A 25,597-nucleotide genomic window follows, 5' to 3' on the forward strand; every position below is an offset into this window, starting at 1 on the left:
ACGGCATCGGCGGTATCGTCGGCGCGCTTCTGACCGGCGTGTTCGCGGTGAAGGACATCGGCGGCGCGGACGGCAATCTGATCCTGCAGGCGAAGGGCGTACTGACGACGCTCGTTTACAGCGGCGTGGTGAGCTTCATCCTCTTGAAGGTGATCGACATGGTGATGGGCCTGCGCGTGGCCGAGGAAGAAGAGCGCGAAGGCCTCGACGTGGTGCTGCACGGCGAGCACGTCGAATAACGGCTGGCTGCTCGCCTGCGACAAATACGGGGGTTAAGCGCAGCGACTTTGGCCCGCCTTCACGGCGGGCTTTTTTGTGTCGACCGGAGTTAGCGCTTTAGCGCTTACTCCGGTCCCATGCAACGCGGTCGACCGGAGTTAGCGCTTTAGCGCTTACTCCGGTCCCATGCAACGCGGTCCCATGCAACGCCCGCGGCAACCGCGGGCCTTTGTCCTTGTTGTCTATCGGGTCAATAGGAAAATCGCATGCGGATCCCGCTTGCGAATGGAGAAAGCGTCCCCAAATCGGCGGGGTATTTGCTCTACAATCTTCTTCTCCATCTGCGAGTGATCAATGGTTCCGCACCTAGTTACGGCGTTAAACGGCCCGCTGCTCGATCTCGAGCGGAAGATCCTCGACGCCACGCCCGCCATCGAACGCTGGTTCCGCCTCGAATGGCAAGAGCATACGCCGCCGTTCTATTGTTCGGTGGACTTGCGCAACGCAGGCTTCAAGCTCGCGCCGGTCGATACGAACCTCTTTCCGGGCCGATTCAACAATCTGCCGCTCGAAGTGCTGCCGCTCGCCGTGCAGGCGGCGATGGCTTCGATCGAAAAAATCTGCCCTGACGCGAAGAATCTGCTGATCATTCCCGAGCGTCATACACGCAACGCGTTTTATCTGGAGAATGTCGCGCGGCTTGCGACCATCATGCGGCAGGCGGGGCTGAACGTGCGCTTCGGCACGCTCGACGAAAGCATCCACGGCCCGGTCACGATCGCGCTCGCCGATGGCCAGAAAATCGTGCTTGAACCGCTCGAGCGGACGTCGCGGCGTCTCGGGCTCAAGAACTTCGATCCTTGCTCGATCCTTTTGAACAACGACTTGTCGGCGGGCGTTCCGAGCGTGCTCGAGAACCTGCACGAGCAGTACGTGCTGCCGCCGCTGCACGCGGGGTGGGCCGTGCGCCGCAAGTCGACGCATTTTTCCTGCTACGAAGACGTCGCGAAGAAGTTCGCGAAGATGGTCGAGATCGACCCGTGGATGGTGAATCCGTACCATGCGCATGTCGAAGACGTCGACTTTCAGGCGCGTACCGGTGAGGAGGCGCTCTCCGATGCGATCGACGTCGTGCTCAAGAAGATTGCGCGCAAGTACCGCGAATACGGCATCACAGAGCGGCCGTACGTCGTCATCAAGTCCGATGCCGGCACCGATGGGCGCGGCGTGTTGACCGTGCACGACGCGGCAGAAGTCGCGAGTCTCACGAAGCGCGAGCGCGAGCGGATGACCGTGACGAAGGACGGTCTCGAAGTGCACGACGTGATCGTGCAGGAGGGCGTCTATACGTTCGAGCGGGTCGGCGACGAAGTGGCCGAGCCGGTCGTGTACATGATCGATCGCTATGTGGTGGGCGGCTTCTATCGCGTGCACGGCGGCCGCGAGCGCGATCAGAACCTGAACGCGCCGGGCATGCATTTCGTGCCGCTCGGCTTCGAGCACACCGCGCTGCCGGACGCGCACGCGAAGCCGGGCGCCGCGCCGCCGAACCGCTTCTATATGTACGGCGTGGTGGCGCGCTTGGGGCTCCTCGCAGCATCGGTGGAGCTCGAGAAGACCGATCCGGAAGCGATTCAGGTCTGACACCGGAAGCACTCGGGCGGTCAACGGCGCCGCCCCGGGCAGCGCCGTCCGGCGCGCGAACCAATGATGAACAAGACAAAGCCCGCACAGGGCATCAGAGACTCCATGGACATTCTTTTTATCGCCGACCCGCTTGATCGCTTCAAGATCTACAAGGATTCGACCTACGCGATGATGGCCGAAGCGGTGCGCCGCGGGCACACGATCTACGCGTGCGAGCCGCAACATCTCGCGTGGACCGGCAGCCGCGTCGAAGCGAGCGTGAAGCGCGTGACGCTCGTCGGCGATGAAGCGGACCGCCATCGTGATCCCTGGTACGAAGCCGCCGCGCACGAAACGCGCGCGCTGCAATCGTTCGGCGCGGTGCTGATGCGCAAAGACCCGCCGTTCGACATGGAATACGTGACGTCGACGTGGCTGCTCGAGCTGGCGGAGCGTGCGGGCGCGCGCGTTTTCAACAAGCCGCAGGCGATTCGCGATCACTCGGAGAAGCTGGCGATCGGCGAGTTCGCGCAATTCGTCGCGCCGACGCTCGTCACGCGCGACGCCGCGCGTCTGCGCGCGTTTCATGCCGAGCACGGCGACGTGATCCTGAAGCCGCTCGACGGCATGGGCGGCATGGGCGTATTCCGCGTGAAGGCCGATGGCATGAACCTCGGCTCGATCGTCGAAATGCTGAGCCACGACGGCGCACGCTCGGTGATGGCGCAGAAGTTCATCCCCGAAATCTCGGCCGGCGACAAGCGGATTCTGCTGATCGGCGGCGAGCCGGTGCCGTATTCGCTCGCGCGTATTCCTCAGGGCAACGAGGTGCGCGGCAACCTCGCGGCGGGCGGTGTCGGCGTCGCGCAGCCGCTCACCGCGCGCGACCGTGAGATCGCCGAAACGCTCGCCCCGGTGCTCGCGGCGCGCGGCCTGTTGCTCGTCGGGCTCGACGCGATCGGCGACTGGCTGACCGAGGTCAATGTCACGAGTCCGACGTGCTTCCGGGAAATCATGGACCAGACCGGCTTCGACGTCGCCGCGATGCTCATTGACGCGCTGGAGCGCGCGACAGGCTGAGGCGCCCGGCTAGGCGGCCTTGGCTGACCGGCGCGCGTCCCGCCGCTGGGCGTGGCGGAACGTCACTAGCCAGTTAATGCGCGGAAAAGCGCGAAAATGGCCTGATACAATGCCCGCTCTTTCAGGCAGGACGTCCGAACCCGGCAAGGGCGGCGCGTCCCGCGAGCGGACTTCGAGCCGGGCGCCGCGGCTTGGCCGGAACCGATCCGGCGCGCGGCGGCCCGACGACCGGCGCCACAGCCCCGATGGCGGCCGGCCGTCCACTCGGACCAGCATGAGGGGCATGTGCCAGGCGCGGGCCGCAACTATCCCGGTTCTGCGCTTCGGGCCGCTTTTCGTTGTAAGGCTGACATGGCAGGCATTTTGATCATTGCGCACGCTCCGTTCGCTACCGCGCTACGCGAGTGCATCGCTCACATATACGGCGGGCTGCCCGCGCGCATCGGCGCGATCGACGTGATGCCCGACTGCGATCCCGCTCAGGTCATCGATCTCGCGCAATCTGAACTCGACCGCTTACGGGAAGACAACGGCGCCCTCGTCCTGACCGACATGTTCGGTGCGACGCCGGCGAACATCGCGAGCCGCCTCGCGACGCTGCCATCGGTGCGCGTCTTGGCTGGCGTGAACCTGCCGATGCTCGTGCGCGCCGTGTGTTACCGCACGACGCCGCTCGATACGCTCGTCGACAAGGCGCTGGCGGGCGCGGCCAAGGGCGTGCATGCGATCGGACCGTCGACACCGCCGCCCGTGAAATGCGCGGCCGACGTCGATTGCCTGCCGGCGCGCTCGCCGGAGGCTTGCCCGAGCGCGGCGGCCGGCGGCGCTGCCGGCTGCGCGCCGGCGCCCAACCCCAATCCGGCTGGATCCTGACCGAACGGCCATTCCTCAGACACCATTCGCGCTTCGGAACATCATGCTGCAACAAGAAACAACTATCGTGAACAAACTGGGCCTGCACGCACGCGCGTCGGCCAAACTGACTCAGCTCGCCGGCAACTATCAGTCGGAAATCTGGATGAGCCGCAATGGCCGGCGCATCAACGCGAAGAGCATCATGGGCGTCATGATGCTGGCGGCCGGGATCGGCAGCACGGTGACGATCGAAACGGAAGGGCCGGACGAGGCGGACGCAATGCTGGCACTCCTGAAATTGATCGCCGATAAATTCGGCGAGGGCCAATGAGCGACGGTGCAGACTGAGACCTCTGTCTCCACACGAACGCCGCGGTCATCCGCGGCGTTTTTTTGTGCCGACTAGAGTTAGCGCTTTAGTGCTTACCCCATGGTCCCTTGCAACGCAGCAAGAAAATCGTACAGAGACACGCCGGCTGGGCATCCGGCTTGTCTGGGTCAGCTACCGAAACCGCTAACCATGCTGCGCCGCACGCAGTCATGCATCGTTTGCGGAATTTATAATCGGTAGTTAGGGTCACAAACCCATTGCGGCGGCTTATCGCGGCATCACACACAACTAGAGGAGGTGCGCGTGTCGTTCACGCTGCATGGAATTCCCGTGTCACGCGGCATCGCCATCGGGCGAGCCTATCTGATAGCGCCGGCCGCGCTTGACGTCGATCATTACCTGATCGAGCCTGCCCAGATCGAAGGGGAGCTCGAGCGCTTTCGCGCGGCTTTGAAAGTCGTGCACAGCGAGCTCGAACTGCTGCGCGAGGATCTCGCCGCAGACGCGCCGAGCGAAGTCGGCGCCTTCATCAATGTCCACACGATGATCCTGAACGACGCGATGCTCGTGCAGGAAACGATGGATCTCGTGCGGACGCGCCGCTACAACGTCGAATGGGCGCTGACCGAACAGCTCGAACGCCTGTCCCGCCATTTCGACGATATCGAAGACGAGTACCTGCGCGAGCGCAAGGCCGATATCCACCAGGTGGTCGAGCGCGTGCTGAAGGCGTTGGCGGGCGCGCCGTCGGCGGCCGCGCTGCTCGGCCACGGCATGCATGCGCATGCTAGCGACGAAATGATCGTGGTCGCGCACGACATCTCGCCCGCCGACATGATGCAGTTCAAGACGCAAACGTTTCAGGGCTTCGTCACCGATCTCGGCGGGCGGACGTCGCATACGGCGATCGTCGCTCGCAGCCTCGGCATTCCGGCCGCGGTGGGCGTGCAGCAGGCCAGCTCGCTGATCCGGCAGGACGATCTGATCATCGTCGACGGCGACCACGGCATCGTGATCGTCGACCCGGCGCCGATCGTGCTCGAGGAATATTCGTACCGGCAAAGCGAGAAGGCGCTCGAGCAGCGCAAGCTGCAGCGACTGAAGTTCTCGCCGACGCAAACGCTGTGCGGCACGAAGATCGAGCTGTGCGCGAACATCGAGTTGCCCGAGGACGCGCAGGCGGCGGTGGATGCGGGGGCGGTCGGCGTCGGCCTTTTCCGCACCGAGTTCCTGTTCATGAATCACCGCGATCGGCTGCCGGAGGAAGAGGAGCAGTTTGCCGCGTACAAGCGGGCGGTCGAGCTGATGAACGGCCTGCCGGTGACGATCCGCACGATCGACGTCGGCGCCGACAAGCCGCTCGATTCGATCGGCAGCGAAGGCTACGAAACGGCGCCCAATCCGGCGCTGGGCCTGCGGGCGATCCGCTGGAGCCTGTCCGAGCCGCATATGTTCCTCACGCAACTGCGCGCGATTCTGCGCGCGTCGGCGTTCGGCCAGGTGAAGATCCTGATCCCGATGCTCGCGCACGCGCAGGAAATCGATCAGACGCTCGACCTGATCCGCGAGGCGAAGCGCCAGCTCGACGACGCCGGTCTGCCGTACGACCCGAATGTGCGCATCGGCGCGATGATCGAGATCCCGGCCGCTGCGATCGCGCTGCCGCTTTTTCTCAAGCGGCTCGATTTCCTGTCGATCGGCACGAACGATTTGATTCAGTACACGCTGGCGATCGACCGTGCCGACAACTCGGTCGCGCATCTTTACGATCCGCTGCATCCGGCTGTGCTGCACCTGATCGCGTTCACGCTGCGCGAAGCGAAACGAGCGGGCGTGCCGGTGTCGATCTGCGGGGAAATGGCGGGCGATCCGCAACTCACGCGCTTGTTGCTCGGCATGGGCCTCACCGAGTTCTCGATGCATCCGAGCCAACTGCTCGTCGTGAAGCAGGAGATCCTGCGCTCGCATTTGAAGACGCTGGAGAAGCCCGTTGCAGACGTGCTGGCGTCGTTCGAACCGGAAGAGGTGCAGGCGGCGCTCAAGCTCGTCGCCGAGTGTTGAAATTGGCGTGCGGGCCTTTGCGTGGCCGGCAACGACGAAGGGCGGCGGTTTCTCGAACCGGCCGCCCTTCGCGTTTTCAGAAGTCTCCAGCGCGCTTCAATCCGCGTGCGCTTTCCCGCATACCGGGCAATCCGGCTGGCGTGCGATCTTCATCGTGTTCCACTCCATCCGCAGCGAGTCGAGCATCATGAGCCGGCCGGCCAGCGTCGTGCCGACTTTCGCGATCACGCGCAGCGCCTCGGCCGCCTGCATCGCGCCGATGATGCCGACCGTCGGTGCGAACACGCCCATCGTCGAGCAGGCGACTTCTTCGAAAGGCTGATCTTCGGGAAACACGCACGCGTAGCACGGCGAAGCATCGTTGCGGAAATCGAACGTGCTGATCTGGCCGTCGAAACGCAGCGCCGCGCCCGACACGAGCGGCACCCCATGCGCGACGCACGCGCGGTTGATCGCGTGGCGGGTGGTGAAGTTGTCGGTGCAGTCAAGCACGACGGTCGCGCGCGGCACGGCTTCGTCGAGCCAGGCATCGTCGACGCGTTCCGCGATGGCGTGCACGACGACGTCGGGATTCAGTTGCGCGATCGTATCGCGCCCCGACTCGACCTTCTTGCGCCCGACCGAAGCCGTGACGTGCAGGATCTGCCGCTGCAGGTTCGTGAGATCGACGGTATCGGCATCGACGAGGGTCAGCGTGCCGACGCCTGACGCCGCCAGGTACATCGCCGCCGGCGAGCCCAGCCCGCCGGCGCCGATGACGATCGCATGCGCGTCGAGAAAATGCTGCTGCGCCTCGATGCCGAGCTCGTCAACGAGGATATGGCGGGAATAGCGGAGGAGTTGATCGTCGTTCATGGGGCGGCGCGTCGTGGGGCGCGCGGCACGTACGAGGCGCTCGTGCGGCGTGCTGCGCGATAAGTCGTTCTCGTTATTCTAATCGCGCAAAAGACAATGCCTTCGCAGCACTGAGGCTGCGAAGGCATGTGAGCTTGGGCGAGGAGCCTTACTTGCTCTGCGAAGCGGCCGGCTGGGGAGCCGACGCCGGCGCCGGGTCCGAGCCCGGCGTGGCCGGCAGCGCCGGCTTCACCGCGATCGGCGCCGAGGCCGAACGATTCGGCTTGTTCTCGGCCAGCGTGCGCTCGACGATCGACTTCGACGCCTGCACCGGCTTGCCTTCGAGCTTGTTCAACGCTTGCTGGAGCATGAAGTCGTCCGAGGTGCCGAACTCGACCGGCTTGCGGTCGCGGTCCTTCTGGCGCTGTTCTGGCGTCTTCTTGTCGTTCTGCTCTTCGAGCTGCTGCAACTGCAGCATGCGCTGCTGTTCGCGCTCTTCCTCTTCCTTCTTCTCGTTCGGATCCTGCGTATTCGCCAGGTGGTTCGAGTAGTCGACTTCACGCGTCACGAGTGCGTCATCCGGATCGCCGTCGGCGTATTGGTCGACGGCGATGTCGGGACGGATGCCCTTGTTCTGGATCGAGCGGCCGCTCGGCGTGTAGTAATACGCGGTCGTCAGGCGCAGTGCCGTGTCAGCGGTCAGCGGCCGCACGGTTTGCACCGAACCCTTTCCGAACGTCGTCTTGCCCATGATCAGCGCGCGACGCTGATCCTGCAGCGCGCCCGCGACGATTTCCGACGCCGACGCCGAGTACGCGTTGGTCAACACGACCATCGGCACGCTCTTGAAGACTGCCGGCAGGCCCTTCAACGGATCCGTATCGAACGACGGCAGGCGGTAGTTATCGTACGTATCGCGGTAGACCTCCTTCGAATCGGCGATTTGACCGTTGGTCGACACGACGACCGAATCCGGCGGCAGGAACGCGCCCGCGACGCCGACCGCACTTTGCAGCAGACCGCCGCCGTTGTTGCGCAGATCGATCACGATCCCCTTCAGGTTCGGCTGCTGGCGCGCGACGTCTTCGAGCCTGGCGGCGAGATCCGGCACCGTGCGCTCCTGGAAGCTCGTGATGCGGATATAGGCGTAGCCCGGCCCGAGGATCTTCATCTTCACGCTCTGCACCTTGATGATCGCGCGCGTCACCGTGATCGGGAACGTGCGGTCGTCGCTCTTGCGAAAGAGGGTCAGCGTGACCTTGGTGCCCGGGTCGCCGCGCATCTGCTTGACCGCCTGGTCGAGCGTCATGCCGCGCACGGGCTTGTCGTTGATGCGGGTGATAAGGTCGCCCGGGCGGATGCCGGCGCGGAAGGCCGGCGTGTCTTCGATCGGGGAAATGACCTTAATCAGGCCGTCTTCCTGGGAAATCTCGATGCCTAGGCCGGCGAAGCGGCCCTTGGTCTGCTCCTGAAGCTCTTCGTAGTCGGTTTTGTCGAGATACGACGAGTGCGGGTCGAGGCTCGACACCATCCCCTTGATCGCCGCGGTCAAGAGCTTCTTGTCGTCGACCGGTTCGACGTAGTCATGCTTGATCTGCCCGAACACCTCGGCGAAGAGGCGCAGTTGGTCGAGCGGCAGCGGCGCCGAGGCGGCCTGCTGGGCGGACGCGGACAGTTGCACCGTCGCGAAAACGCCGGTAGCCAGGCCCGCGGCGATCAGGCCGATATTCTTGAGTTTCATTCGCATAGAGTCTGTTGCGGTCGGGAGCGTGTGGGTGCGCCGGTAGCGGAGGACGAGCAAGTATAACTGCAAGCCTTGGATGCGGTAGATTCGAGACGGTATTCGCTGTTCGACAGCGAACTTTCGGGCGGGTTCGCCGATCGACGCGGCGCGCAGAAATCGGGCGGTCGGAACGCCGAATATTGAGGGGCGCGCTGTGCCGGGGCGCCAATCCCGGCACACGCCGTGCCTTTTGGCAGAGGTATCCTCAGGCGGATTGTCAGCCTGCCTTGCCTTGTTTTGCGACGGCGGCCTGCGCCTTCGCGATCGCTTCGGGGTCCCCCAGATATTCGCGGCGGATAGGTTTCAGGGTCTCGTCGAGTTCATAGACGAGCGGTACGCCGTTCGGGATGTTCAAGCCGACGATATCCCCGTCTGAAATGCCGTCGAGGTACTTGATCAGCGCGCGCAGCGAATTGCCGTGGGCGGCGATCACCACCTTCTTGCCCGCCTTGATGGCCGGCGCGATCGACTCGTTCCAGATCGGCAGCACGCGCGCGACGGTGTCTTTCAGGCATTCGGTGAGCGGCAGCTCGGCGCGCGGCACCTTCGCGTAGCGCGGATCGCCAAACGGTGCCCGGTCGTCGCTCGCGTCAAGCGCGGGCGGCGGCGTGTCGTAGCTGCGGCGCCAGATCAGCACTTGCTCGTCGCCGTATTTCGCGGCCGTTTCCGCCTTGTTCAGGCCGGCGAGGGCGCCGTAACTGCGCTCGTTCAGGCGCCACGAATGGACGACCGGGATATACATCAGGTCCATCTGATCCTGCACGTGCCACAGGGTGCGGATCGCGCGCTTGAGCACCGAGGTGTAGGCGATGTCGAACGTGTAGCCGGCTTCCTTGAGCAGGAGGCCCGCCTGTTGCGCTTCGCGGTTGCCTTGTTCCGTGAGGTCGACGTCGACCCAGCCGGTGAATCGGTTTTCCTTGTTCCACGTCGATTCGCCGTGGCGGATGAGGACGAGCTTGTGCATGAGAGGTGAGGTCGGTAGTGAGGAAGCCGCTTGCGTGCGTTAGGGCGACGCGGCCGTCTAGCGGGCGCTCGCCATCGCGTCAGACGGTTATTTTATAATGGCGGGATTGTCATTTTCGATTTCTCCTTTTTTTGGCGGATTCTTTCGTGAAGTTTTTCACCGATTACGTGAACCTTGTACTTATCGCGGCCGTCCTCATCTCAGGAGGGCTGCTGCTGTGGCCGACGATCGTCCGGCGCGGCCGGGGCGGGTTGTCCGCTCCCGAAGCGACGCAGCTGATCAACCGGCGCAACGCCGTGGTCATCGATCTGCGGTCCGCCACCGATTACGCGGGCGGACACTTGCCGCAGGCGCGCCATGTCGAGTTCGCGGAGCTTCAAGCGAAAATCGGCCAAATTGCCAGGAATAAGGGCACGCCGGTGTTGCTCGTCTGCCAGACTGGTCAGCAGTCGCACAAGGCGGTGCGGATTGCCGAAGCGGCGGGCTACACCGAAGTCCACGTGCTGCAAGGCGGAGTCAACGCGTGGCAGCAGGCCGGCATGCCGGTCGTCAAACAAGGAGTTGCTAAGTGAATAACGTCGTCATGTACAGCACGCAGGTGTGTCCGTATTGCCAGATGGCCGAGCGTCTTTTAAAGTCGCGCGGCGTTCAGAGCATCGAGAAAGTGCTGATCGACAAGGACCCTGCGCGGCGCGACGAAATGATGACCCGCACCGGCCGCCGCACTGTGCCGCAAGTGTTCATCGGCGACACGCACGTCGGCGGCTATGACGATCTGTCCGCGCTCGATCGCGCGGGCGGTTTGATGCCGCTGCTGGAACCGGCCTGATGCATGATTGATTGGCCGCAGGCGCGGGCTTAAGGCGCGCGCTGCTGCGGTGGCCTCTGTCCGGTGCATGGCGCCCGTCTGCGATGTCTGCGCGAGCTCGGGGTTCGAGCGTCGAGCAGGGCGTTCGCGGCGGCGCTCATCGTAACGGGCCGCCAAACCTCGGGGCCGGCGGGTCGCGGGAACATGCACATGAGTGGCCGGACTGCGTCCGGCTACCTCGAATTTACCTAGGGAGTCACCATGTCGGACCAAAATAACCAGCCGTTTTTCAATATTCAGCGCATTTACCTGAAGGATTTGTCGCTCGAGCAGCCGAATTCGCCGGCGATCTTCCTCGAGCAGGAAATGCCGGCGGTCGAGGTTGAAGTCGACGTGAAGGCCGAGCGCCTTGCTGAAAGCGTGTTCGAAATCCTGGTTACCGGCACGGTCACGGCCAAGGTCTCCGACAAGATCGCGTTCCTGATCGAAGCCAAGCAAGCGGGCATCTTCGACATCCGCAACATCCCGGCAGAGCAGATCGATCCGCTCGTCGGCATCGCATGTCCGACGATCCTGTTCCCGTACCTGCGCTCGAACATCGCCGATGCGATCACCCGCGCCGGCTTCCCGCCGATCCACCTCGCCGAAATCAACTTCCAGGCGCTCTACGAGCAGCGTCTCGCGCAGCTCAACGCAGCCCAAACGGGCAACGCGCAGAACGGCGCGACGCAGCACTAAGGCCGGACGGCGGTGCCGGGTATGAAGGTCGCCGTCCTCGGCGCCGGTGCATGGGGCACCGCACTTGCCGGCCATCTGGCCGCGCACAACGATGCGGTGCTGTGGGCGCGCGGCAGTGCGCTCATCGCCGAACTCTCCTCCACTCACGAAAATACGCACTATCTGCGCGATATCGCGCTGCCAGCTGCGCTTCGCTATGAGGCCGATCTGGCCGCGGCGCTGGCGCATGCGGCAGGCGACGACGCGCTGTGCGTCGTCGCAACGCCCGTAGCAGGATTGCGCACTCTGTGCCGTGCGATGCGCGATGCGCAGCAAGTGCCCGTGCATCTCGTGTGGGTCTGCAAGGGCTTCGAAGCCGACACGCAGTTGCTGCCGCATCAGGTGATCGCGGCCGAGCTGGCCGGGCATCCGAGCAACGGCGTGCTTTCCGGGCCGAGCTTCGCGCGCGAAGTCGGCTTGGGGTTGCCGGTTGCGTTGACGGTCGCGAGCGCGTCGCAAGCGTGCCGCGAGCGGACGCTCGCGGCGTTCCACCACGGAGCGATGCGGATTTATACGGGCGACGATGTCGTGGGCGTCGAAGTCGGCGGTGCGGTGAAGAACGTGCTCGCGATCGCCACCGGCATTGCCGACGGCCTCGGGCTCGGCCTGAACGCGCGCGCCGCGCTCATTACGCGTGGTCTCGCTGAAATGTCGCGCCTTGGCGTGACGCTCGGCGGCCACGCCGAAACGTTCACCGGGCTGACCGGCCTCGGCGACCTGATCCTGACTGCAACGGGCGACCTGTCGCGCAACCGTACCGTGGGCTTGCAGCTTGCCGGCGGGCGCACGCTCGACGATATCCTGGCCGCGCTCGGCCACATCGCCGAAGGCGTGCGCTGCGCGCAAGCCGTGCTCGCGCTCGCCCGCGCGCACGCGATCGAGATGCCGATTACGCAGGCTGTCTGCGCTGTGCTGTTCGAGGGCGTCGCGCCGCGCGATGCCGTCAGCGCCCTGCTGCGGCGGGATGCCCGGGCGGAGTGAACGTGTCCGGGCGTAAGCCCGATGGCGGGGCGGGCAGCGTCTTTCCCATTCGATGAACGGCGCCGCATCCGTGTCGTCGCGCGATGAGGCGACGTCGCGGTTCACGGAGGCTGCCATGCTCACCATCGGTCAATGCTCGCTCGAGGCGCAAGCCGTCGATACCACCTCGCTCGCCGGCGTTGCATGAGACCCGAGTAAGCGCTCTGCACGGGGTCGGAGTAAGTGCTGAAGCACTAACTCCGACCGACAGCTGAAGCGCCAACTCTGGTCGACAGCTTTGCATGTGACCCGAGTAAGCGCTAAAGCGCCAACTCTGGTCGACAGCTTTGCATGGGACCCGAGTAAGCGCTAAAGCGCCAACTCTGGTCGACATCAAGCGCCGCCTTCGAAATCCGCCTGACGCCAAGCCTCGAACACGACGATCGCCACCGTATTCGACAGATTCAGGCTGCGGTTGCCCGGGCGCATCGGCAACCGAACGCGCTGTTCGTTCGGAAAGCAGTCGAGGACGCCAGCAGACAAGCCGCGCGTCTCCGCGCCGAACACGAACCAATCGCCCGGCTGGAATGCGTGGTCGTGAAAGCGCCCCGAGCCGCGCGTCGTGAAGGCGAACATGCGCGCCGGATCGGGAGTCTCGGTGGCGACGAACGCATCCCAATCGCGATGCACGTGCATCTGCGCGTATTCGTGATAGTCGAGGCCGGCGCGGCGCATTTTCGCGTCGTCGAGCGGGAAGCCGAGCGGTTCGATCAGATGGAGCCGCGCGCCCGTGTTCGCGCACAGCCGGATGACATTGCCGGTGTTCGGCGGAATTTCGGGTTCGACGAGGACGACGTTGAACATGATTCGATCGATGCAAAACTAGTTTTTCGGGGTGCGCAGCACGACGAAGTTCGTCACGCGCCGCGCGCCGGCCGCCTTCAGTGTGCGCGCGAGCGCTTCGAGCGTCGCGCCGGAGGTCATCACGTCGTCGACGATCGCCACGTGCAAGCCGCGCACCGGTCTCGCGACGGCGAACGCGGTGCCGACGTTGTGCCGGCGCGCTTCGAGGTCGAGCCGCGATTGCGGCGCCGTGTATGCGTCGCGTCTGAGCAATGCGGCATCGGCCGGAGCGCGCAGCGCACGCGCGAGCGGCTTTGCGATTTCCCAAGCCTGGTTGAAGCCGCGCTCGATCAAGCGCTTTTTCGCGAGCGGCACCGGAGCGATTACGTCGGGCCAATCGCCGGTATCGAGCCGGTCGTCGGCGAGTTGCGCGAGACGCGCTGCGAACTCGCGTCCGAGCGCCAGACGCGCGCGAAACTTGAGGCCGAGCGCGAGGCCGTCGAGCGGCGCGCGATAGTCGGCGAGCGCGAGCGTCGCATCGAACGGCGGAGGCTCGCTCGCGCAGTCGCTGCACTGATAGCGCGCGGACCCGCTCGTGCGCCTGCGCCCCGAAGACGCCAGCGGCAGGGCGCAACACACGCACCTCAGTCGCGCGTCGTTCCAATAGGCGCCGTCACATTCGATGCATACCGTTCGCTGCGACAAATTGCCGCATAAAACGCACAGATTGGGCAAGGCGACGCGCGCAAGCCGTGCAGCGCGTACCGAAGCATCGTCGAGCCACGCTCGGACGCGCTTTTCGAGACCGCGGCCACGCGGCGACACGAATGCTGAGAGCGGCTGCGATTTCACTGCGCGCGTCACGCCAAGGCTTCCTTCGCTGAAGGGATCGGAGCGAGCGAGTATACTTCGGGCTCTTCGCCAGTTCGACCGTCATGTCCCCAACTCCCGCAAAGTCTGGCCGTCCGGCCTACGATTCCCGGCGTTTGCGGCAGATTTTCGACCGCCGCGCCGCCATGTTCGGCGACGTCGCTTTTCTGCCGCGCGAGATCGCGCAGCGCATGCGCGAGCGTCTCGACTACATCAAGGTGAGCCCTGCGAGCGTGCTCGACGCGGGTTGCGGCGCGGGCGACGATTTGCCGGCGCTGCGCGAGCGTTTTCCCGAGGCGCCGGTCTTCGGCACCGACCTCTCGCACGCGATGCTCATGCGCGCAAAGGGCCAAGACGCCGCCGACACGAGCTGGCGCCGTTTTCTGCCCGCCACGCTCGGCAAGGCGCTCGGCGCCCGCGGCCCGCGTGTCGCCCAAGCCGATTTCTCCGCGCTGCCGTTTGCGGCCGGCGCGTTCGATTTCATCTGGTCCAATCTCGCGCTGCATTGGCATTCGCGTCCCGATCTCGTGTTTCCCGAGTGGCAGCGCGTGCTGAAGGTGAACGGTCTCCTGATGTTCAGCACGCTCGGCCCCGACACGCTGCGCGAGCTGCGCGGCGCCTATGCGGAGGTCGAGGCGGTGCACGGCATTGCGACGCGTCCGCATGTGATCGACTTCGTCGATATGCATGATCTCGGCGACATGCTCGTCGAAAGCGGTTTTGAAATACCGGTGATGGACCAGGAAACGCTTACGATCACCTACCGCTCGCCCGAATCGCTGCTCGCCGATGTGCGCCGCTGGGGCGCGTATCCGTTCGAGCGCAACGCGGACGGCGATCCGCGCGGCCCGGCATCGGCGCGCCGTCTTCACGCGGCGCTGTTCGCCGCGCTGGAGGCGAGGCGGCGCGCCGACGGCACCATCCCTCTCACGTTCGAAGTGATCTACGGACACGCATGGAAAGCCGTGCCGCGCACGACAGCCGAAGGTCACGGAATCGTGCGCCTCGAGGACATTGGAAGGGGGCGGCCAAAGAATCTTTGAGGCGGTAAAGATGGCAACTGTTATGTCTGAAATTACCGCTTCAAACCGTAGCAAAAATATGTGTCGAAAATGCGCGGAGGCTTGTCGTGCCTGGGTTGTCGGCCGATAGTCGTTTGCTTGTGGATGCCATTGAACGCGCCTATAATGCGTCAGTTTGTCGCCCGGCGGTCCCCATAAAACGGCGCGGCAAGTCCGATTTGCGGCGCGCGGCACAGCAACTCGCAGGGAGGCAGCGATGAACGCTACAGATCTGCCGATGGATGCGGAACCGGTCGTCAACGACTGGCTGATGAAGCGCAATTGCTCGGTGTCGCCGCGCCAGTTCGTCTGCTTTTATGCGTCGCTCGCGCTGTTTTCATTGGCGATCGCGTTTTTGCTGGTCTTTCGCGGCGCCTGGCTGGTGCTGCCGTTTACCGGCATCGAATTGCTGGTCGTGGGAGCGGCGTTTGTCGTTCATGCGCGGCATGCTGTCGATTACGAGCGTATCCGGCTCTTTCCGAACCGGCTCGTCATCGAGCAAGTGAGCGCCGAGCAGTTGACGCAGTTCGAATTCAACCCGCGCTGGGTGCGAGTCGAGCCAGGGGAGACGCCGCGCGACCCGATCAAGCTCGTGTCGCGCGGGCAGACGGTCATGATCGGGCAGCATCTCGCGCAGTACCGGCGCAAGCAGTTCGCCAGCGAACTGCGGATGTCGCTGATGCAATGCGGTTAGAAGTCATGCGGCGCGTTCCGTTCCGGCAGATGCGGGGTAACGGTCGGAGCGCGGGTGCCAGCGCGCGGGAGGCGAGGGTTTGAATGGAAATTTTGGGTAAGGAAGCTATGAAAACAATCAAGCGAGCCCTCATGGGCGGGCTGGCGTGCAGCGGGCTGCTCTTCGCCGGTGCCGCCTTGGCGGTCGGCGACAGTCCCGGCGGCCCGGCCGTCAACGAGATCAATCTCCAGCCGCCCGTGACGAGAATCGCTGAGGAGCTTTATCACCTCCACACGTTCATGTTGATCCTCTGTACGGTGATCTTCGTCGGCGTGTTCGGCGTGATGTTCTATTCGATGTTCGCGCACCGCAAATCGAAGGGCCACAAGGCCGCCAATTTCCACGAAAGCACCACCGTCGAAATCATCTGGACGATCGTGCCGTTCATCATCGTCGTTCTGATGGCGCTGCCGGCCACGAAGACCGTCGTCGCGATGAAGGATACGTCCAACGCCGATCTCACCATCAAGGTGACCGGCTACCAATGGAAGTGGGCCTACGACTACGTGAAGGGCCCGGGCGAGGGCATCAACTTCTTCTCGACCCTCACCACGCCGCGCAGCGAAGTCGACGGCACGGCCCCGAAGACCGATACCTACTTGCAGGAAGTCGACCACCCGCTCGTGGTGCCGGTCAACCAGAAGATCCGCATCATCACCACCGCCAACGACGTCGTGCACTCCTGGTACGTGCCCGCGTTCGGCGTGAAGCAGGACGCGATTCCCGGCTTCGTGCGCGACACCTGGTTCAAGGCCGACAAGATCGGCACCTTCCGCGGCTTCTGCACGGAGCTGTGCGGCAAGGAGCACGCGTTCATGCCGGTCGTCGTCGAAGTGCTGTCGCAAGACGACTACGCCAAGTGGGTCGACGACCAAAAGAAGAAAATGGCTGCCGCCTCCGACGACCCGAACAAGACCTACACGCTCGCCGAACTGATGGCGCGCGGCCAGCAGGTCTACACGTCGAACTGCGCGGTCTGCCACCAGCCGAACGGTAAGGGCGCAGGCGCGTTCCCCGCGCTCGACGGCAGCAAGATCGCCAACGGCCCGATCGCCGGTCACGTGAGCCTCGTGCTGCATGGCAAGAACGCGATGCCGTCGTGGGCGCCGACGCTGAACGACGTCGAAATCGCGTCGGTCATCACGTTCGAGCGCAACTCGTGGGGCAACCACACGGGCGATATTCTCCAGCCGCGTCAGGTCCTCGACGCTCGCAACGGCAAGATGCCGGAGGGCGGCGACCATCTGACCGGCGCAACCGCGGCGAGCGGCGCAGAAGCGGCTTCGGCCGCGGCGCCGTCGTCCGGGGCTTAACGTGTCGCTGTGTTCGTCACAGTCAAGTGCTGCAGTATTCGCTTTAGGAGATTCTCATGTCGTCTAGCATCGGACACGATGTAGCCGCGGGCCACCAACATGTGCATGGCGACCATGCGCATGAGACGCCGCACGGCTGGCGCCGCTGGCTTTTCGCCACCAACCACAAGGACATCGGTACGCTGTACCTGATCTTCTCGTTCGTCATGTTCCTGTCCGGGGGCGTGATGGCGCTGATGATCCGTGCCGAGCTGTTCGAACCGGGCCTGCAGATCATGCGTCCCGAGTTCTTCAACCAGTTGACCACCATGCACGGCCTCATCATGATCTTCGGCGCGATCATGCCGGCCTTCGTCGGCTTCGCGAACTGGATGATCCCGCTGCAGATCGGCGCGTCCGATATGGCGTTCGCGCGGATGAACAACTTCAGCTTCTGGCTGTTGCCGGTTGCAGGTGTGCTGCTGGTCGGCTCGTTCTTCGCGCCGGGCGGCGCGACGGCCGCCGGCTGGACGCTGTATGCCCCGCTGTCCACGCAGATGGGCCCGGGCATGGACTTCGCGATCTTCGCGATCCACTTGATGGGTGCCTCGTCGATCATGGGCGGCATCAACATCGTCGTGACGATCCTGAACCTGCGCGCGCCTGGCCTCACGCTGATGAAGATGCCGATGTTCGTGTGGACCTGGCTCATCACCGCCTACCTGCTGATCGCCGTGATGCCGGTGCTGGCAGGCGCGATCACGATGCTGCTGTTCGACCGCCACTTCGGCACGTCGTTCTTCAACGCGGCAGGCGGCGGCGACCCGGTCATGTACCAGCACATCTTCTGGTTCTTCGGGCACCCCGAGGTGTACATCATGATCTTGCCGGCGTTCGGGATCGTGTCGCAGGTGATCCCGGCGTTCTCGCGCAAGCCGCTGTTCGGCTATAGCTCGATGGTGTACGCCACGGCCTCGATCGCGATTCTGTCGTTCATGGTCTGGGCGCACCATATGTTCGCGACCGGCATGCCGGTGACGGGCCAGTTGTTCTTCATGTACGCGACGATGCTGATCGCCGTGCCGACGGGCGTGAAGGTGTTCAACTGGGTCGCCACGATGTGGCGCGGTTCGCTGAGCTTCGAAACCCCGATGCTGTTCGCGGTCGGCTTCCTGCTCGTGTTCACGTTCGGCGGCCTCTCCGGCCTGATGCTGGCGATGGCGCCGCTCGACATCCAGTACCACGGCACTTACTTCGTGGTGGCGCACTTCCACTACGTGCTGGTGGCGGGCTCGCTCTTCGCGCTGTTCTCCGGCTGGTACTACTGGTCGCCGAAGTGGACGGGCTGGATGTACAACGAGACGCGCGGCAAGATCCACTTCTGGGGTACGATGATTTTCTTCAACCTCGCATTCCTGCCGATGCACTTCGTGGGTCTCGCGGGCATGCCGCGTCGTTACGCCGACTATCCGGCGCAGTTCACCGACTGGAACCAGGTGATCTCGATCGGTGCGTTCGGCTTTGGTCTGACGCAGGTCTACTTCCTGTTTGCGGTCGTGTTGCCGGCCTACCGTGGCGGCGGCGAGCACGAGAAGGCCGGCGACAAGCCGTGGGATGGTGCGACGGGCCTCGAATGGACCGTGCCGAGCCCGGCTCCGTTCCACACGTTCGAAAACCCGCCGACGGTCGAATAAACGTACGGCGAGTGCGGGATTCCCGGTCCGGGCGCAAGCCGGATCGGGGTTCCGCGAAGCGGCGGACACCGCACCGCGACACTTGTCAGCACAGCATCTAGAAGATTCGGAATGACCCGGAATCCAGAAGAAAGGCGTACTCCCGAGCAAATTCGGGCGAGCAGCGTAAGGCTAGGGTTGATCCTGCTGGCCATCGCAGCCGCCTTTTTTGTGGGTATCTTTATCAAGCAGTGTTATTTCGCCTGATTCTCTCGATCGGATCGGGTTTGAAGGCTCGTTGAGGAAGTTCGATGCCGACGCAACCGCCGGCCAAGGCCGATCGTTCTTTTAACCGTTCGATGCGGTTGAAGCTCGTGGTCGTCGCGTTTCTGATGTTTGGATTCGGATTTGCGCTGATCCCGATGTATCGCGCGATCTGCCAGGTGACCGGCATCTACAACCTGGTGCAGCGCGACGCGACGGCGCGCGAGGCGAAGAACACGCAGGTGGATATGTCGCGCACGATTTCGATCGAGTTCGATGCGAATGCGCGCGGTCCGCTGGGCTTCAAGCCGGAGCAGTCGTACATCGACGTTCACCCGGGTGAAGTGACGACCGTGATGTACCAGGTGACGAACGAGCAGGGCCGCACGGTGCACGCGCAAGCGATACCGAGCTACGCGCCGATACAGGCGACCGAGTACTTCAAGAAGATCGAATGTTTTTGCTTTACGCAGCAGACGCTCGCTGCGAACGAGACGAAGCGGATGCCGGTGGTGTTCGTCGTCGATCCGAAATTGCCGAAGGATGTGAAGACGATCACGCTGTCGTACACCTTCTTCGAGTTGAACACGCCTGCGCCGACGGCGCGCGGGACAGCGGGAGACGGGGCGAAAGCGCCAGCCAATCCCGCTTGAGCAGGTTAGGGGAGAAGCTATGGCCGAGGGCGGCAGCAAGGGCTCGTTCATCAAGACGATGAAAGCGGTGATGTGGTCGTTCTTCGGGGTACGCAAGCGGCGCGACCTGGAGGCGGATGCGGCGCAGTTGAATCCGGTGCACGTCGTCATCGCGGGGCTCTTGGGCGCTGCGATCTTCATTGGTGTGCTGATTCTGGTCGTGCATGCGGTGGTAGGCAAGTAGAGCATTGAGAAGGGCGGTGCTTCGTCGAGCGCGGCCCTGGCATTAGAGAGAGCGGTGCGGTATCGACGCGTCGCCGAAGATACAGCCGGTGAAACCGGAACAACTGGACTGAAGTGGAGAATCAAGAATGAGCGGTCAAAACGAGAGCCCGTACTACTTCGTGCCGCATCCGTCGCGGCACCCGATTAGCGCGGCCGTGGGCCTTCTGGTCATGCTCGGATCGGTCGCGTTTTGGATCAACGAGGCAACGTGGGCGCCTTTCACAGCTCTGCTCGGTCTGCTGTGGCTGCTCTTTACGCTGTGGCACTGGTTCGGCGACGCGATCTCCGAGTCCGAAGGCGGGATGTACGGCAAACGCGTCGACGTGTCGTACCGCTGGAGCATGAGCTGGTTCATCTTCTCCGAAGTCATGTTCTTCGGCGCGTTCTTCGGCGCGCTGTTCTATGCCCGCGAAATCGCGATGCACCAACTGGGCAGCCTCGACTACAAGCTGATTTGGCCGGACTTCTCCGCCGTGTGGCCGAATAACGGGCCGGCTGCGCTCGTCGGCCACTTCAAGTCGATGACCCCGTGGCCGGTGCCGACCTTGAATACGGCGTTTCTGCTGTCGTCGGGCGCGACGCTCACGGTGTCGCACCACGCGCTGCGCGACAATCATCGCAACAAGGCGATCGCATGGCTCGCCGCCACGATCGCGCTGGGCGTCTGCTTCCTGTTCATGCAGGGCTTCGAGTACTACCACGCGTACAACGAGCTGAACCTGACGCTGGCCTCCGGCGTGTATGGCTCGACGTTCTTCCTGCTGACCGGCTTCCACGGCTTCCACGTGTTCCTCGGCGGTACGATGCTGACGGTGGTGCTGGTGCGCATGATTCGCGGCCACTTCACCGCGGAGCACCACTTCGCGTTCGAAGGCGCCGCCTGGTATTGGCACTTCGTCGACGTGGTGTGGCTTGGCCTTTACGTCGTCGTCTACTGGCTGTAACGGAGTTGGGGCCTGCTGCCTTCCAAGGGGCGGTCGGCCGCCGCGCTTCCCGCTTAGCGGCGAGGCGCGATGGAAACGATGATGCAAGACCCGCGCGCCGCCCTCGACCTCGTCCGGGCGGCGTTTTCACTTGAGATGCGCGGTGGCGGCGGAGAGTTGACGCATCGCGGCGGCGATGCCGGTTGACCTGCTTCGAGGAGCGGGCCGCTCAGCGGCCGAGCGGCACCTGGGAATACTGAATCCAGCCCATCCAGTGAGCGAACCACAGCAGAAGGAACAGCGAGATCGATAAGCCGACGCGGGTCGCAAGCGACCACACCATCCGCTTGGTTTTGCCTCGATCGTGCATCATGAAGTACAGCGCCGAACCGAGACTGGCGATGATCAGGACGAAGGCGATGGCGACGAGAAAGTGAAACATGGAACCTACTGAAACTTGGGAACACGAAGGGATGACCGACATTATCGCATCGCGCGTTCCCGGCCGTGCGTTCGCTGGATCCGCGGTATGAAGATTCGCTTGTTGCCCGCTTTGCTGATCCTGATCGTGATGACGGTGACGATCCGGCTGGGCTTTTGGCAGCGGGATCGCGCCCACCAGAAGGAAGCGCTGGAAGCGAACATTGCGCGCTTTGAGAATGCGCCGGCGCAGGCCGTCACTGCTGTGCCGGTCGCGCTGAAAGCTGTCGAATATCATCGTGTAAAAGCCGTCGGGCAGTTCATGCCCGATCTGGCGGTGTATCTCGACAATCGCCCGTATAACGATCAGCCCGGCTTTTACCTCGTGATGCCCTTTAAACTGGCCGACGGCGGCTATGTGCTCGTCAACCGGGGCTGGCTGCCGCGCAATTTCAGCGACCGCACCGCGATCGCGCCCTATGCGACGCCGCCGGGCGAGATCGAGATCGAAGGCATCGCGCGCGCCGACGCCTCGCGTGCCTTCGAGCTGGGGCAGGGCGGTTCTGCGCCGCATCAGAAGATTCGCCAGAACCTCGATGTCAAAGCGTATGCCGCCGAGACCGGCCTGCCGCTGCAGCCGTTCGTGATTCAGCAGACGAGCGACGACGGCGACAAGCTGGTGCGCGACTGGCCGGCGCCGTCGCTGGGCGTCGAGACCAACTATGGGTACATGCTCCAGTGGTGGGGCATGGCAGCGGCGGCGCTTGGCTTTGGGTTGTACGCGGCACGCCGTGCAGCGAAGAAGGAGCTGGCGGCGGGCGTAGAGCCGCCGTCGCAGGAAGGCCAATCCGGCCGCACTCAGCCGCATTAGACGCAATAACGGCGGCGCGGCGCCTTGCTACCGCGCGTCATTTGAAGAGGTCCAACGTTTTGTCGACGCAATCTCCCCGTTCGCCACGCCCTCAGTCGAGCACCCGCTCCGCCGCTCAGAATGCCTCGGCGGCAAAGCCTGCCGGGCAAGGCTCGTGGCAGCGCGGCCGCTGGATGCTGCTGCTGCTCGTGCTGGTCTGCGCGGTGCCGATCGTCGTTTCGTATCTGGCGTACTACGTGATCAAGCCGGCTGGCGGCAAGACGAACTACGGCGCGCTGATCGAGCCGCAGCGGCCGATTCCCGAGTCGCTCACCGTCACCGGCGAAACCGGCAAGCCGATGAAGTTCGACTCGCTGCGCGGCCGCTGGCTGATGATCGCTGTCGACCGCAGCGCTTGCGACGAAGCCTGCGCGACGAAGCTGTACTTCATGCGCCAGGTGCGCGCAACGCAAGGCGCCGAGCGCGAGCGTGTCGTGATGGTCTGGCTGCGCACGGATTCCGGTGCGGTGCCGGATGTCATCGCACACGCGTATCCGGAGACGAAGAAGCTGATCGCCGATCCGGCCGCTGTCGCCGCATGGCTGCCCGCAGACACCGGCACGCAGGACACCGATCACCTCTACCTGGTCGACCCGAACGGCAACCTGATGATGCGGTTCCCGAAGAATCCGGACCCGAGCAAGATCAAGGGTGATCTAACTAAGCTGCTGAAGTGGTCGAGCATCGGCTGACCGGTGGTATGGTTCGCGTGCGCGATTTCCCGCGAGATGAGACTTTGAGATGTTCGTATTGCAAATCGGCCTGATCGGCTTGTGCATCGCGTTGTTGCCGCTCTCCTACGTTTGGGTCAAGGCGGACGACAACAAATTCCGCAAGCTCGTGTGGGTCACGACTTTCCTCACGCTCGACCTGGTGATGTTCGGCGGCTTCACGCGCCTGACGGATTCCGGCCTCGGCTGCCCGGATTGGCCCGGCTGCTACGGAACGTCGTCGCCTTTCATCGCGCACGCGCAGATCGCGGCTGCGCATGCCGCGCTGCCGACCGGCCCCGTCAGCATGACGAAGGCTTGGATCGAGATGATCCACCGCTACTTCGCGACGGCGATCGGCGTGTTGATCATCGCGCAGACGCTGATCGCGTGGGTCGCGCGCATCAAGCGCCGTCCGCTGCATGTGTCGCCGTGGTGGCCGACCGCTCTGCTGCTTTTGATTTGCGTGCAAGGCGCGTTCGGCGCGTGGACGGTGACGATGAAGCTGCAGCCGATCATCGTGACGACGCACTTGCTGCTCGGCCTCGCGCTCCTCGGCTCGCTTGGCTGGCTCGCCGCTCGCCAGACGCCGGTTCCGGCGTTTGAGCCCGAGGCTGCCCGTTTCCGCGCGGCCGCGTTGGCGGGGCTCGTCCTATTGGTCGTGCAGATCGCGCTGGGCGGCTGGGTCAGCACGAACTACGCGGTGCTCGCCTGCACTGATTTCCCGACCTGCAACGGCCAATGGATTCCGCCGATGGATTTCGCTCACGGCTTCCATCTGTGGCGCGCGCTCGGGATGACGAGCGACGGCGACGTCATCACGCAGGATGCGCTCGTCGCGATCCACTGGACTCACCGCACTTTCGCGATCGTCGTGGTCGCGTACCTAGCTTGGCTCGCGCTGAAACTGCGCCGCTTCGAGTCGCTGCGGCGTCCTGCGACCGGCGTGTTGCTCGTCGTCGCGATCCAGTTCGTGACGGGCCTCTCGAACATCGTGCTGCAATGGCCGCTGCCGATCGCCGTCGCCCACAACGGCGGCGCCGCGCTCCTGCTGCTGCTTGCCGTTATGCTAAACTTTCGAGTCGCTTTTAGCCGTCCCGGCCGCGCCGTCGTTCCAGCGCGCGATGCCGCGCCAGCGTGACCCACATGGACAGCACCCTCTCCCAATCCCCCGGTTCCCGAATCTCCCAATACCTCGCACTCACGAAGCCGCGCGTGACGCAGCTCGCGGTCTTCTGCGCGGTGATCGGCATGTTCCTGTCGACGCCGGGCATGGTGCCGTGGAAGGTGCTGATCGGCGGCACGGTCGGCATCTGGCTGCTCGCGGGCGCCGCGTTCGCGATCAATTGCCTCGTCGAGCAGAAGATCGACGCGATGATGCGGCGCACGGCATGGCGCCCGTCCGCGCGCGGCGAAATCACGCCCGCGCAAATCCTGATTTTCTCGGCCATTCTCGGCGGCCTCGGCATGTGGACGCTTTGCACGTTCACGAACACGCTGACGATGTGGCTCACGTTGGCGACGTTCGTCGGCTATGCGGTGATCTACACGCTGCTGCTCAAGCCTGCGACGCCGCAGAACATCGTGATCGGCGGCGCGTCGGGCGCGATGCCGCCGGCGCTCGGCTGGGCTGCGGTGACGGGCCACGTTCCCGGCGACGCCTGGATTCTCGTGCTGATCATCTTCGTGTGGACGCCGCCGCATTTCTGGTCGCTCGCGCTCTACCGCCGCAAAGACTACGAAAACGCGGGCCTGCCGATGCTGCCGAACACGCATGGCGAGCAATTCACGCGGCTGCACATCTTCCTCTACTCGGTGATCCTGCTGGCGGTCTCGCTGATGCCGTTCATCTGCGGCATGAGCGGCGTTGTCTATCTGGCGTCGGCGGTGCTGCTCGGCGCCGTGTTCCTCGCGTACGCGTGGAAGATCTATCGGGAGTATTCCGATGCGCTTGCGCGTAAAACCTTCCGTTACTCGATCGTTTATCTGTCGCTGCTCTTTGCGGCGCTCCTCGTCGACCACTATGCGCGCGTCCTGATCGGCGCGTAACACTTCGATGCTGACAAACAAAGCCGCGCGCATGGCGCGCATTGCGGTGACCCTTTGCGCGCTCGGCGGTGCAGTGCTGCTGTCTGCATGCAGCAAAGATCAACCCGCGTTCCAGAATCTCGACATCACCGGCAACACGCAATTCGGCAGCGACTTCTCGCTGCCCGATTCGAGCGGCAAGGTGCGTACGCTTGCCGACTACAAGGGCAAGGCCGTCGTGCTGTTCTTCGGCTACACGCATTGCCCCGACGTGTGTCCGACGACGATGGCCGAGCTCTCGCAAGCGATGCAGCAACTCGGGCCGGACGCGCAGCGCGTGCAGGTGCTGTTCGTGACGTTCGATCCGGCACGCGATACGCCAGCGCTGCTTGCGCAATATGTGCCGGCGTTCAACCCGTCGTTCGTCGGCCTGCGTCCTGCCGACGACGCGCAGCTCGCCAAGGTCACGAAAGACTTCCGCATCTACTACGCGAAGGTGCCGGGCAAGACGCCCGACAGCTACACGATGGATCACACCGCGGCGAGCTATGTCTTCGATCCGTCCGGCAAGCTGCGTCTTTTCGTGCGCGACGGCCAGGGCGTCACGCCCTGGGTCCACGACCTCAAATTGCTGCTCGGTTAAGAGCGGCGAATT

At 64.1% G+C, this 25,597-nt stretch carries 27 protein-coding genes and 2 pseudogenes; 23 read left to right on the forward strand and 6 right to left on the reverse strand.

The window, feature by feature from the left end; all coding sequences use genetic code 11:
• The 6 genes and pseudogenes from J3489_RS08445 to ptsP all read left to right on the forward strand — a co-directional run.
• Window positions 1-239: pseudogene (locus J3489_RS08445) on the forward strand (ammonium transporter); the annotation flags it as partial.
• A 334-nt stretch (window positions 240-573) separates the two neighbouring features.
• Complete coding sequence (gene gshA / locus J3489_RS08450; RefSeq protein WP_206997276.1) at window positions 574-1,863, forward strand: glutamate--cysteine ligase; 1,290 nt, start codon at window positions 574-576, stop codon at window positions 1,861-1,863.
• A 105-nt stretch (window positions 1,864-1,968) separates the two neighbouring features.
• Complete coding sequence (gshB, locus tag J3489_RS08455) at window positions 1,969-2,925, forward strand: glutathione synthase (protein ID WP_206997277.1); 957 nt, start codon at window positions 1,969-1,971, stop codon at window positions 2,923-2,925.
• 351 nt (window positions 2,926-3,276) lie between these two features.
• Window positions 3,277-3,798, forward strand: coding sequence for a PTS sugar transporter subunit IIA (locus J3489_RS08460; protein ID WP_206997278.1), 522 nt, complete (start codon window positions 3,277-3,279; stop codon window positions 3,796-3,798).
• Between the two features lie 43 nt (window positions 3,799-3,841).
• Window positions 3,842-4,111, forward strand: coding sequence for an HPr family phosphocarrier protein (locus J3489_RS08465; protein WP_206997279.1), 270 nt, complete (start codon window positions 3,842-3,844; stop codon window positions 4,109-4,111).
• A 303-nt stretch (window positions 4,112-4,414) separates the two neighbouring features.
• Window positions 4,415-6,172 (forward strand): phosphoenolpyruvate--protein phosphotransferase, encoded by a 1,758-nt coding sequence (ptsP, locus tag J3489_RS08470; RefSeq protein WP_206997280.1) that lies wholly within the window; start codon window positions 4,415-4,417, stop codon window positions 6,170-6,172.
• Window positions 6,173-6,268: 96 nt separating this feature from the next.
• Here the strand turns inward: ptsP and J3489_RS08475 are convergent, their stop codons facing one another.
• The 3 genes from J3489_RS08475 to gpmA form a co-directional block, all read right to left on the reverse strand.
• Window positions 6,269-7,027, reverse strand: coding sequence for a HesA/MoeB/ThiF family protein (locus J3489_RS08475; RefSeq protein WP_206997281.1), 759 nt, complete (start codon window positions 7,025-7,027; stop codon window positions 6,269-6,271).
• Between the two features lie 148 nt (window positions 7,028-7,175).
• Window positions 7,176-8,753, reverse strand: a complete 1,578-nt coding sequence (locus J3489_RS08480; RefSeq protein ID WP_206997282.1) for a S41 family peptidase — start codon at window positions 8,751-8,753, stop codon at window positions 7,176-7,178.
• A gap of 253 nt (window positions 8,754-9,006) precedes the next feature.
• Complete coding sequence (gene gpmA / locus J3489_RS08485) at window positions 9,007-9,753, reverse strand: 2,3-diphosphoglycerate-dependent phosphoglycerate mutase (RefSeq protein ID WP_206997283.1); 747 nt, start codon at window positions 9,751-9,753, stop codon at window positions 9,007-9,009.
• 146 nt (window positions 9,754-9,899) lie between these two features.
• Between gpmA and J3489_RS08490 the strand changes: the two genes are divergently transcribed.
• The 4 genes from J3489_RS08490 to J3489_RS08505 all read left to right on the forward strand — a co-directional run bounded on the left by J3489_RS08490 (window position 9,900) and on the right by J3489_RS08505 (window position 12,319).
• Window positions 9,900-10,325: a rhodanese-like domain-containing protein gene (locus J3489_RS08490; RefSeq protein ID WP_206997284.1), complete on the forward strand. Its 426-nt coding sequence runs from the start codon at window positions 9,900-9,902 to the stop codon at window positions 10,323-10,325.
• Window positions 10,322-10,582 (forward strand): glutaredoxin 3, encoded by a 261-nt coding sequence (gene grxC / locus J3489_RS08495; RefSeq protein WP_206997285.1) that lies wholly within the window; start codon window positions 10,322-10,324, stop codon window positions 10,580-10,582. Before J3489_RS08490 ends, grxC begins: the two co-directional genes overlap by 4 nt.
• A 240-nt stretch (window positions 10,583-10,822) precedes the next feature.
• The gene (gene secB, locus J3489_RS08500) at window positions 10,823-11,299 is read left to right on the forward strand and encodes a protein-export chaperone SecB (RefSeq protein ID WP_206997286.1); all 477 of its coding nucleotides are present in this window, start codon (window positions 10,823-10,825) and stop codon (window positions 11,297-11,299) included.
• A gap of 21 nt (window positions 11,300-11,320) precedes the next feature.
• Window positions 11,321-12,319, forward strand: coding sequence for an NAD(P)H-dependent glycerol-3-phosphate dehydrogenase (locus J3489_RS08505; protein ID WP_206997287.1), 999 nt, complete (start codon window positions 11,321-11,323; stop codon window positions 12,317-12,319).
• 372 nt (window positions 12,320-12,691) lie between these two features.
• Here J3489_RS08505 and trmL read toward each other — a convergent pair whose 3' ends face one another.
• Complete coding sequence (gene trmL, locus J3489_RS08510; RefSeq protein ID WP_206997288.1) at window positions 12,692-13,162, reverse strand: tRNA (uridine(34)/cytosine(34)/5-carboxymethylaminomethyluridine(34)-2'-O)-methyltransferase TrmL; 471 nt, start codon at window positions 13,160-13,162, stop codon at window positions 12,692-12,694.
• A gap of 18 nt (window positions 13,163-13,180) precedes the next feature.
• Window positions 13,181-13,966 (reverse strand): ComF family protein, encoded by a 786-nt coding sequence (locus J3489_RS08515; RefSeq protein WP_206997572.1) that lies wholly within the window; start codon window positions 13,964-13,966, stop codon window positions 13,181-13,183.
• Window positions 13,967-14,076: 110 nt separating this feature from the next.
• Here J3489_RS08515 and J3489_RS08520 point away from each other — a divergent pair, with 110 nt between their 5' ends.
• The 8 genes and pseudogenes from J3489_RS08520 (at window position 14,077) to J3489_RS08550 (ending at window position 20,895) form a co-directional block, all read left to right on the forward strand.
• A complete protein-coding gene (locus J3489_RS08520; protein WP_206997289.1) occupies window positions 14,077-15,054 on the forward strand; it encodes a methyltransferase domain-containing protein in 978 nt (325 codons plus the stop codon).
• 235 nt (window positions 15,055-15,289) lie between these two features.
• Window positions 15,290-15,766 (forward strand): DUF2244 domain-containing protein, encoded by a 477-nt coding sequence (locus tag J3489_RS08525; protein ID WP_206997290.1) that lies wholly within the window; start codon window positions 15,290-15,292, stop codon window positions 15,764-15,766.
• Window positions 15,767-15,849: 83 nt separating this feature from the next.
• Window positions 15,850-17,115: pseudogene (gene coxB / locus J3489_RS08530) on the forward strand (cytochrome c oxidase subunit II); the annotation flags it as partial.
• Window positions 17,116-17,174: 59 nt separating this feature from the next.
• Entirely contained in the window at window positions 17,175-18,791 is a 1,617-nt protein-coding gene (ctaD, locus tag J3489_RS08535; protein WP_206997292.1) for a cytochrome c oxidase subunit I, read from the forward strand.
• Window positions 18,792-18,902: 111 nt separating this feature from the next.
• Window positions 18,903-19,037 carry a cytochrome oxidase small assembly protein gene (locus tag J3489_RS37505; RefSeq protein WP_242539895.1) on the forward strand — a complete coding sequence of 45 codons (135 nt, stop codon included), beginning with the start codon at window positions 18,903-18,905 and terminating at the stop codon, window positions 19,035-19,037.
• A gap of 44 nt (window positions 19,038-19,081) precedes the next feature.
• A complete protein-coding gene (locus tag J3489_RS08540; protein WP_206997293.1) occupies window positions 19,082-19,687 on the forward strand; it encodes a cytochrome c oxidase assembly protein in 606 nt (201 codons plus the stop codon).
• Between the two features lie 19 nt (window positions 19,688-19,706).
• Window positions 19,707-19,910, forward strand: a complete 204-nt coding sequence (locus J3489_RS08545; protein WP_206997294.1) for a DUF2970 domain-containing protein — start codon at window positions 19,707-19,709, stop codon at window positions 19,908-19,910.
• 127 nt (window positions 19,911-20,037) lie between these two features.
• Complete coding sequence (locus tag J3489_RS08550) at window positions 20,038-20,895, forward strand: cytochrome c oxidase subunit 3 (RefSeq protein ID WP_206997295.1); 858 nt, start codon at window positions 20,038-20,040, stop codon at window positions 20,893-20,895.
• 208 nt (window positions 20,896-21,103) lie between these two features.
• Here J3489_RS08550 and J3489_RS08555 read toward each other — a convergent pair whose 3' ends face one another.
• Window positions 21,104-21,316 carry a twin transmembrane helix small protein gene (locus J3489_RS08555; RefSeq protein ID WP_206997296.1) on the reverse strand — a complete coding sequence of 71 codons (213 nt, stop codon included), beginning with the start codon at window positions 21,314-21,316 and terminating at the stop codon, window positions 21,104-21,106.
• Window positions 21,317-21,403: 87 nt separating this feature from the next.
• Between J3489_RS08555 and J3489_RS08560 the strand changes: the two genes are divergently transcribed.
• Genes J3489_RS08560 through J3489_RS08580 form a run of 5 tightly spaced genes read left to right on the forward strand, consistent with a single transcriptional unit; the run spans window position 21,404 to window position 25,585 of the window.
• Window positions 21,404-22,165 (forward strand): SURF1 family protein, encoded by a 762-nt coding sequence (locus J3489_RS08560; protein WP_206997297.1) that lies wholly within the window; start codon window positions 21,404-21,406, stop codon window positions 22,163-22,165.
• A gap of 59 nt (window positions 22,166-22,224) precedes the next feature.
• Entirely contained in the window at window positions 22,225-22,896 is a 672-nt protein-coding gene (locus J3489_RS08565) for an SCO family protein (protein WP_206997298.1), read from the forward strand.
• A 49-nt stretch (window positions 22,897-22,945) separates the two neighbouring features.
• Window positions 22,946-24,055, forward strand: coding sequence for a COX15/CtaA family protein (locus J3489_RS08570; protein ID WP_206997299.1), 1,110 nt, complete (start codon window positions 22,946-22,948; stop codon window positions 24,053-24,055).
• Between the two features lie 5 nt (window positions 24,056-24,060).
• Window positions 24,061-24,963 carry a heme o synthase gene (gene cyoE / locus J3489_RS08575; protein WP_206997300.1) on the forward strand — a complete coding sequence of 301 codons (903 nt, stop codon included), beginning with the start codon at window positions 24,061-24,063 and terminating at the stop codon, window positions 24,961-24,963.
• A 7-nt stretch (window positions 24,964-24,970) separates the two neighbouring features.
• Entirely contained in the window at window positions 24,971-25,585 is a 615-nt protein-coding gene (locus tag J3489_RS08580) for an SCO family protein (RefSeq protein WP_206997301.1), read from the forward strand.
• The last annotated feature ends 12 nt before the right edge of the window (window positions 25,586-25,597 follow it).

This window comes from Trinickia mobilis (assembly GCF_017315705.1).
GTDB lineage: Bacteria > Pseudomonadota > Gammaproteobacteria > Burkholderiales > Burkholderiaceae > Trinickia_A > Trinickia_A mobilis.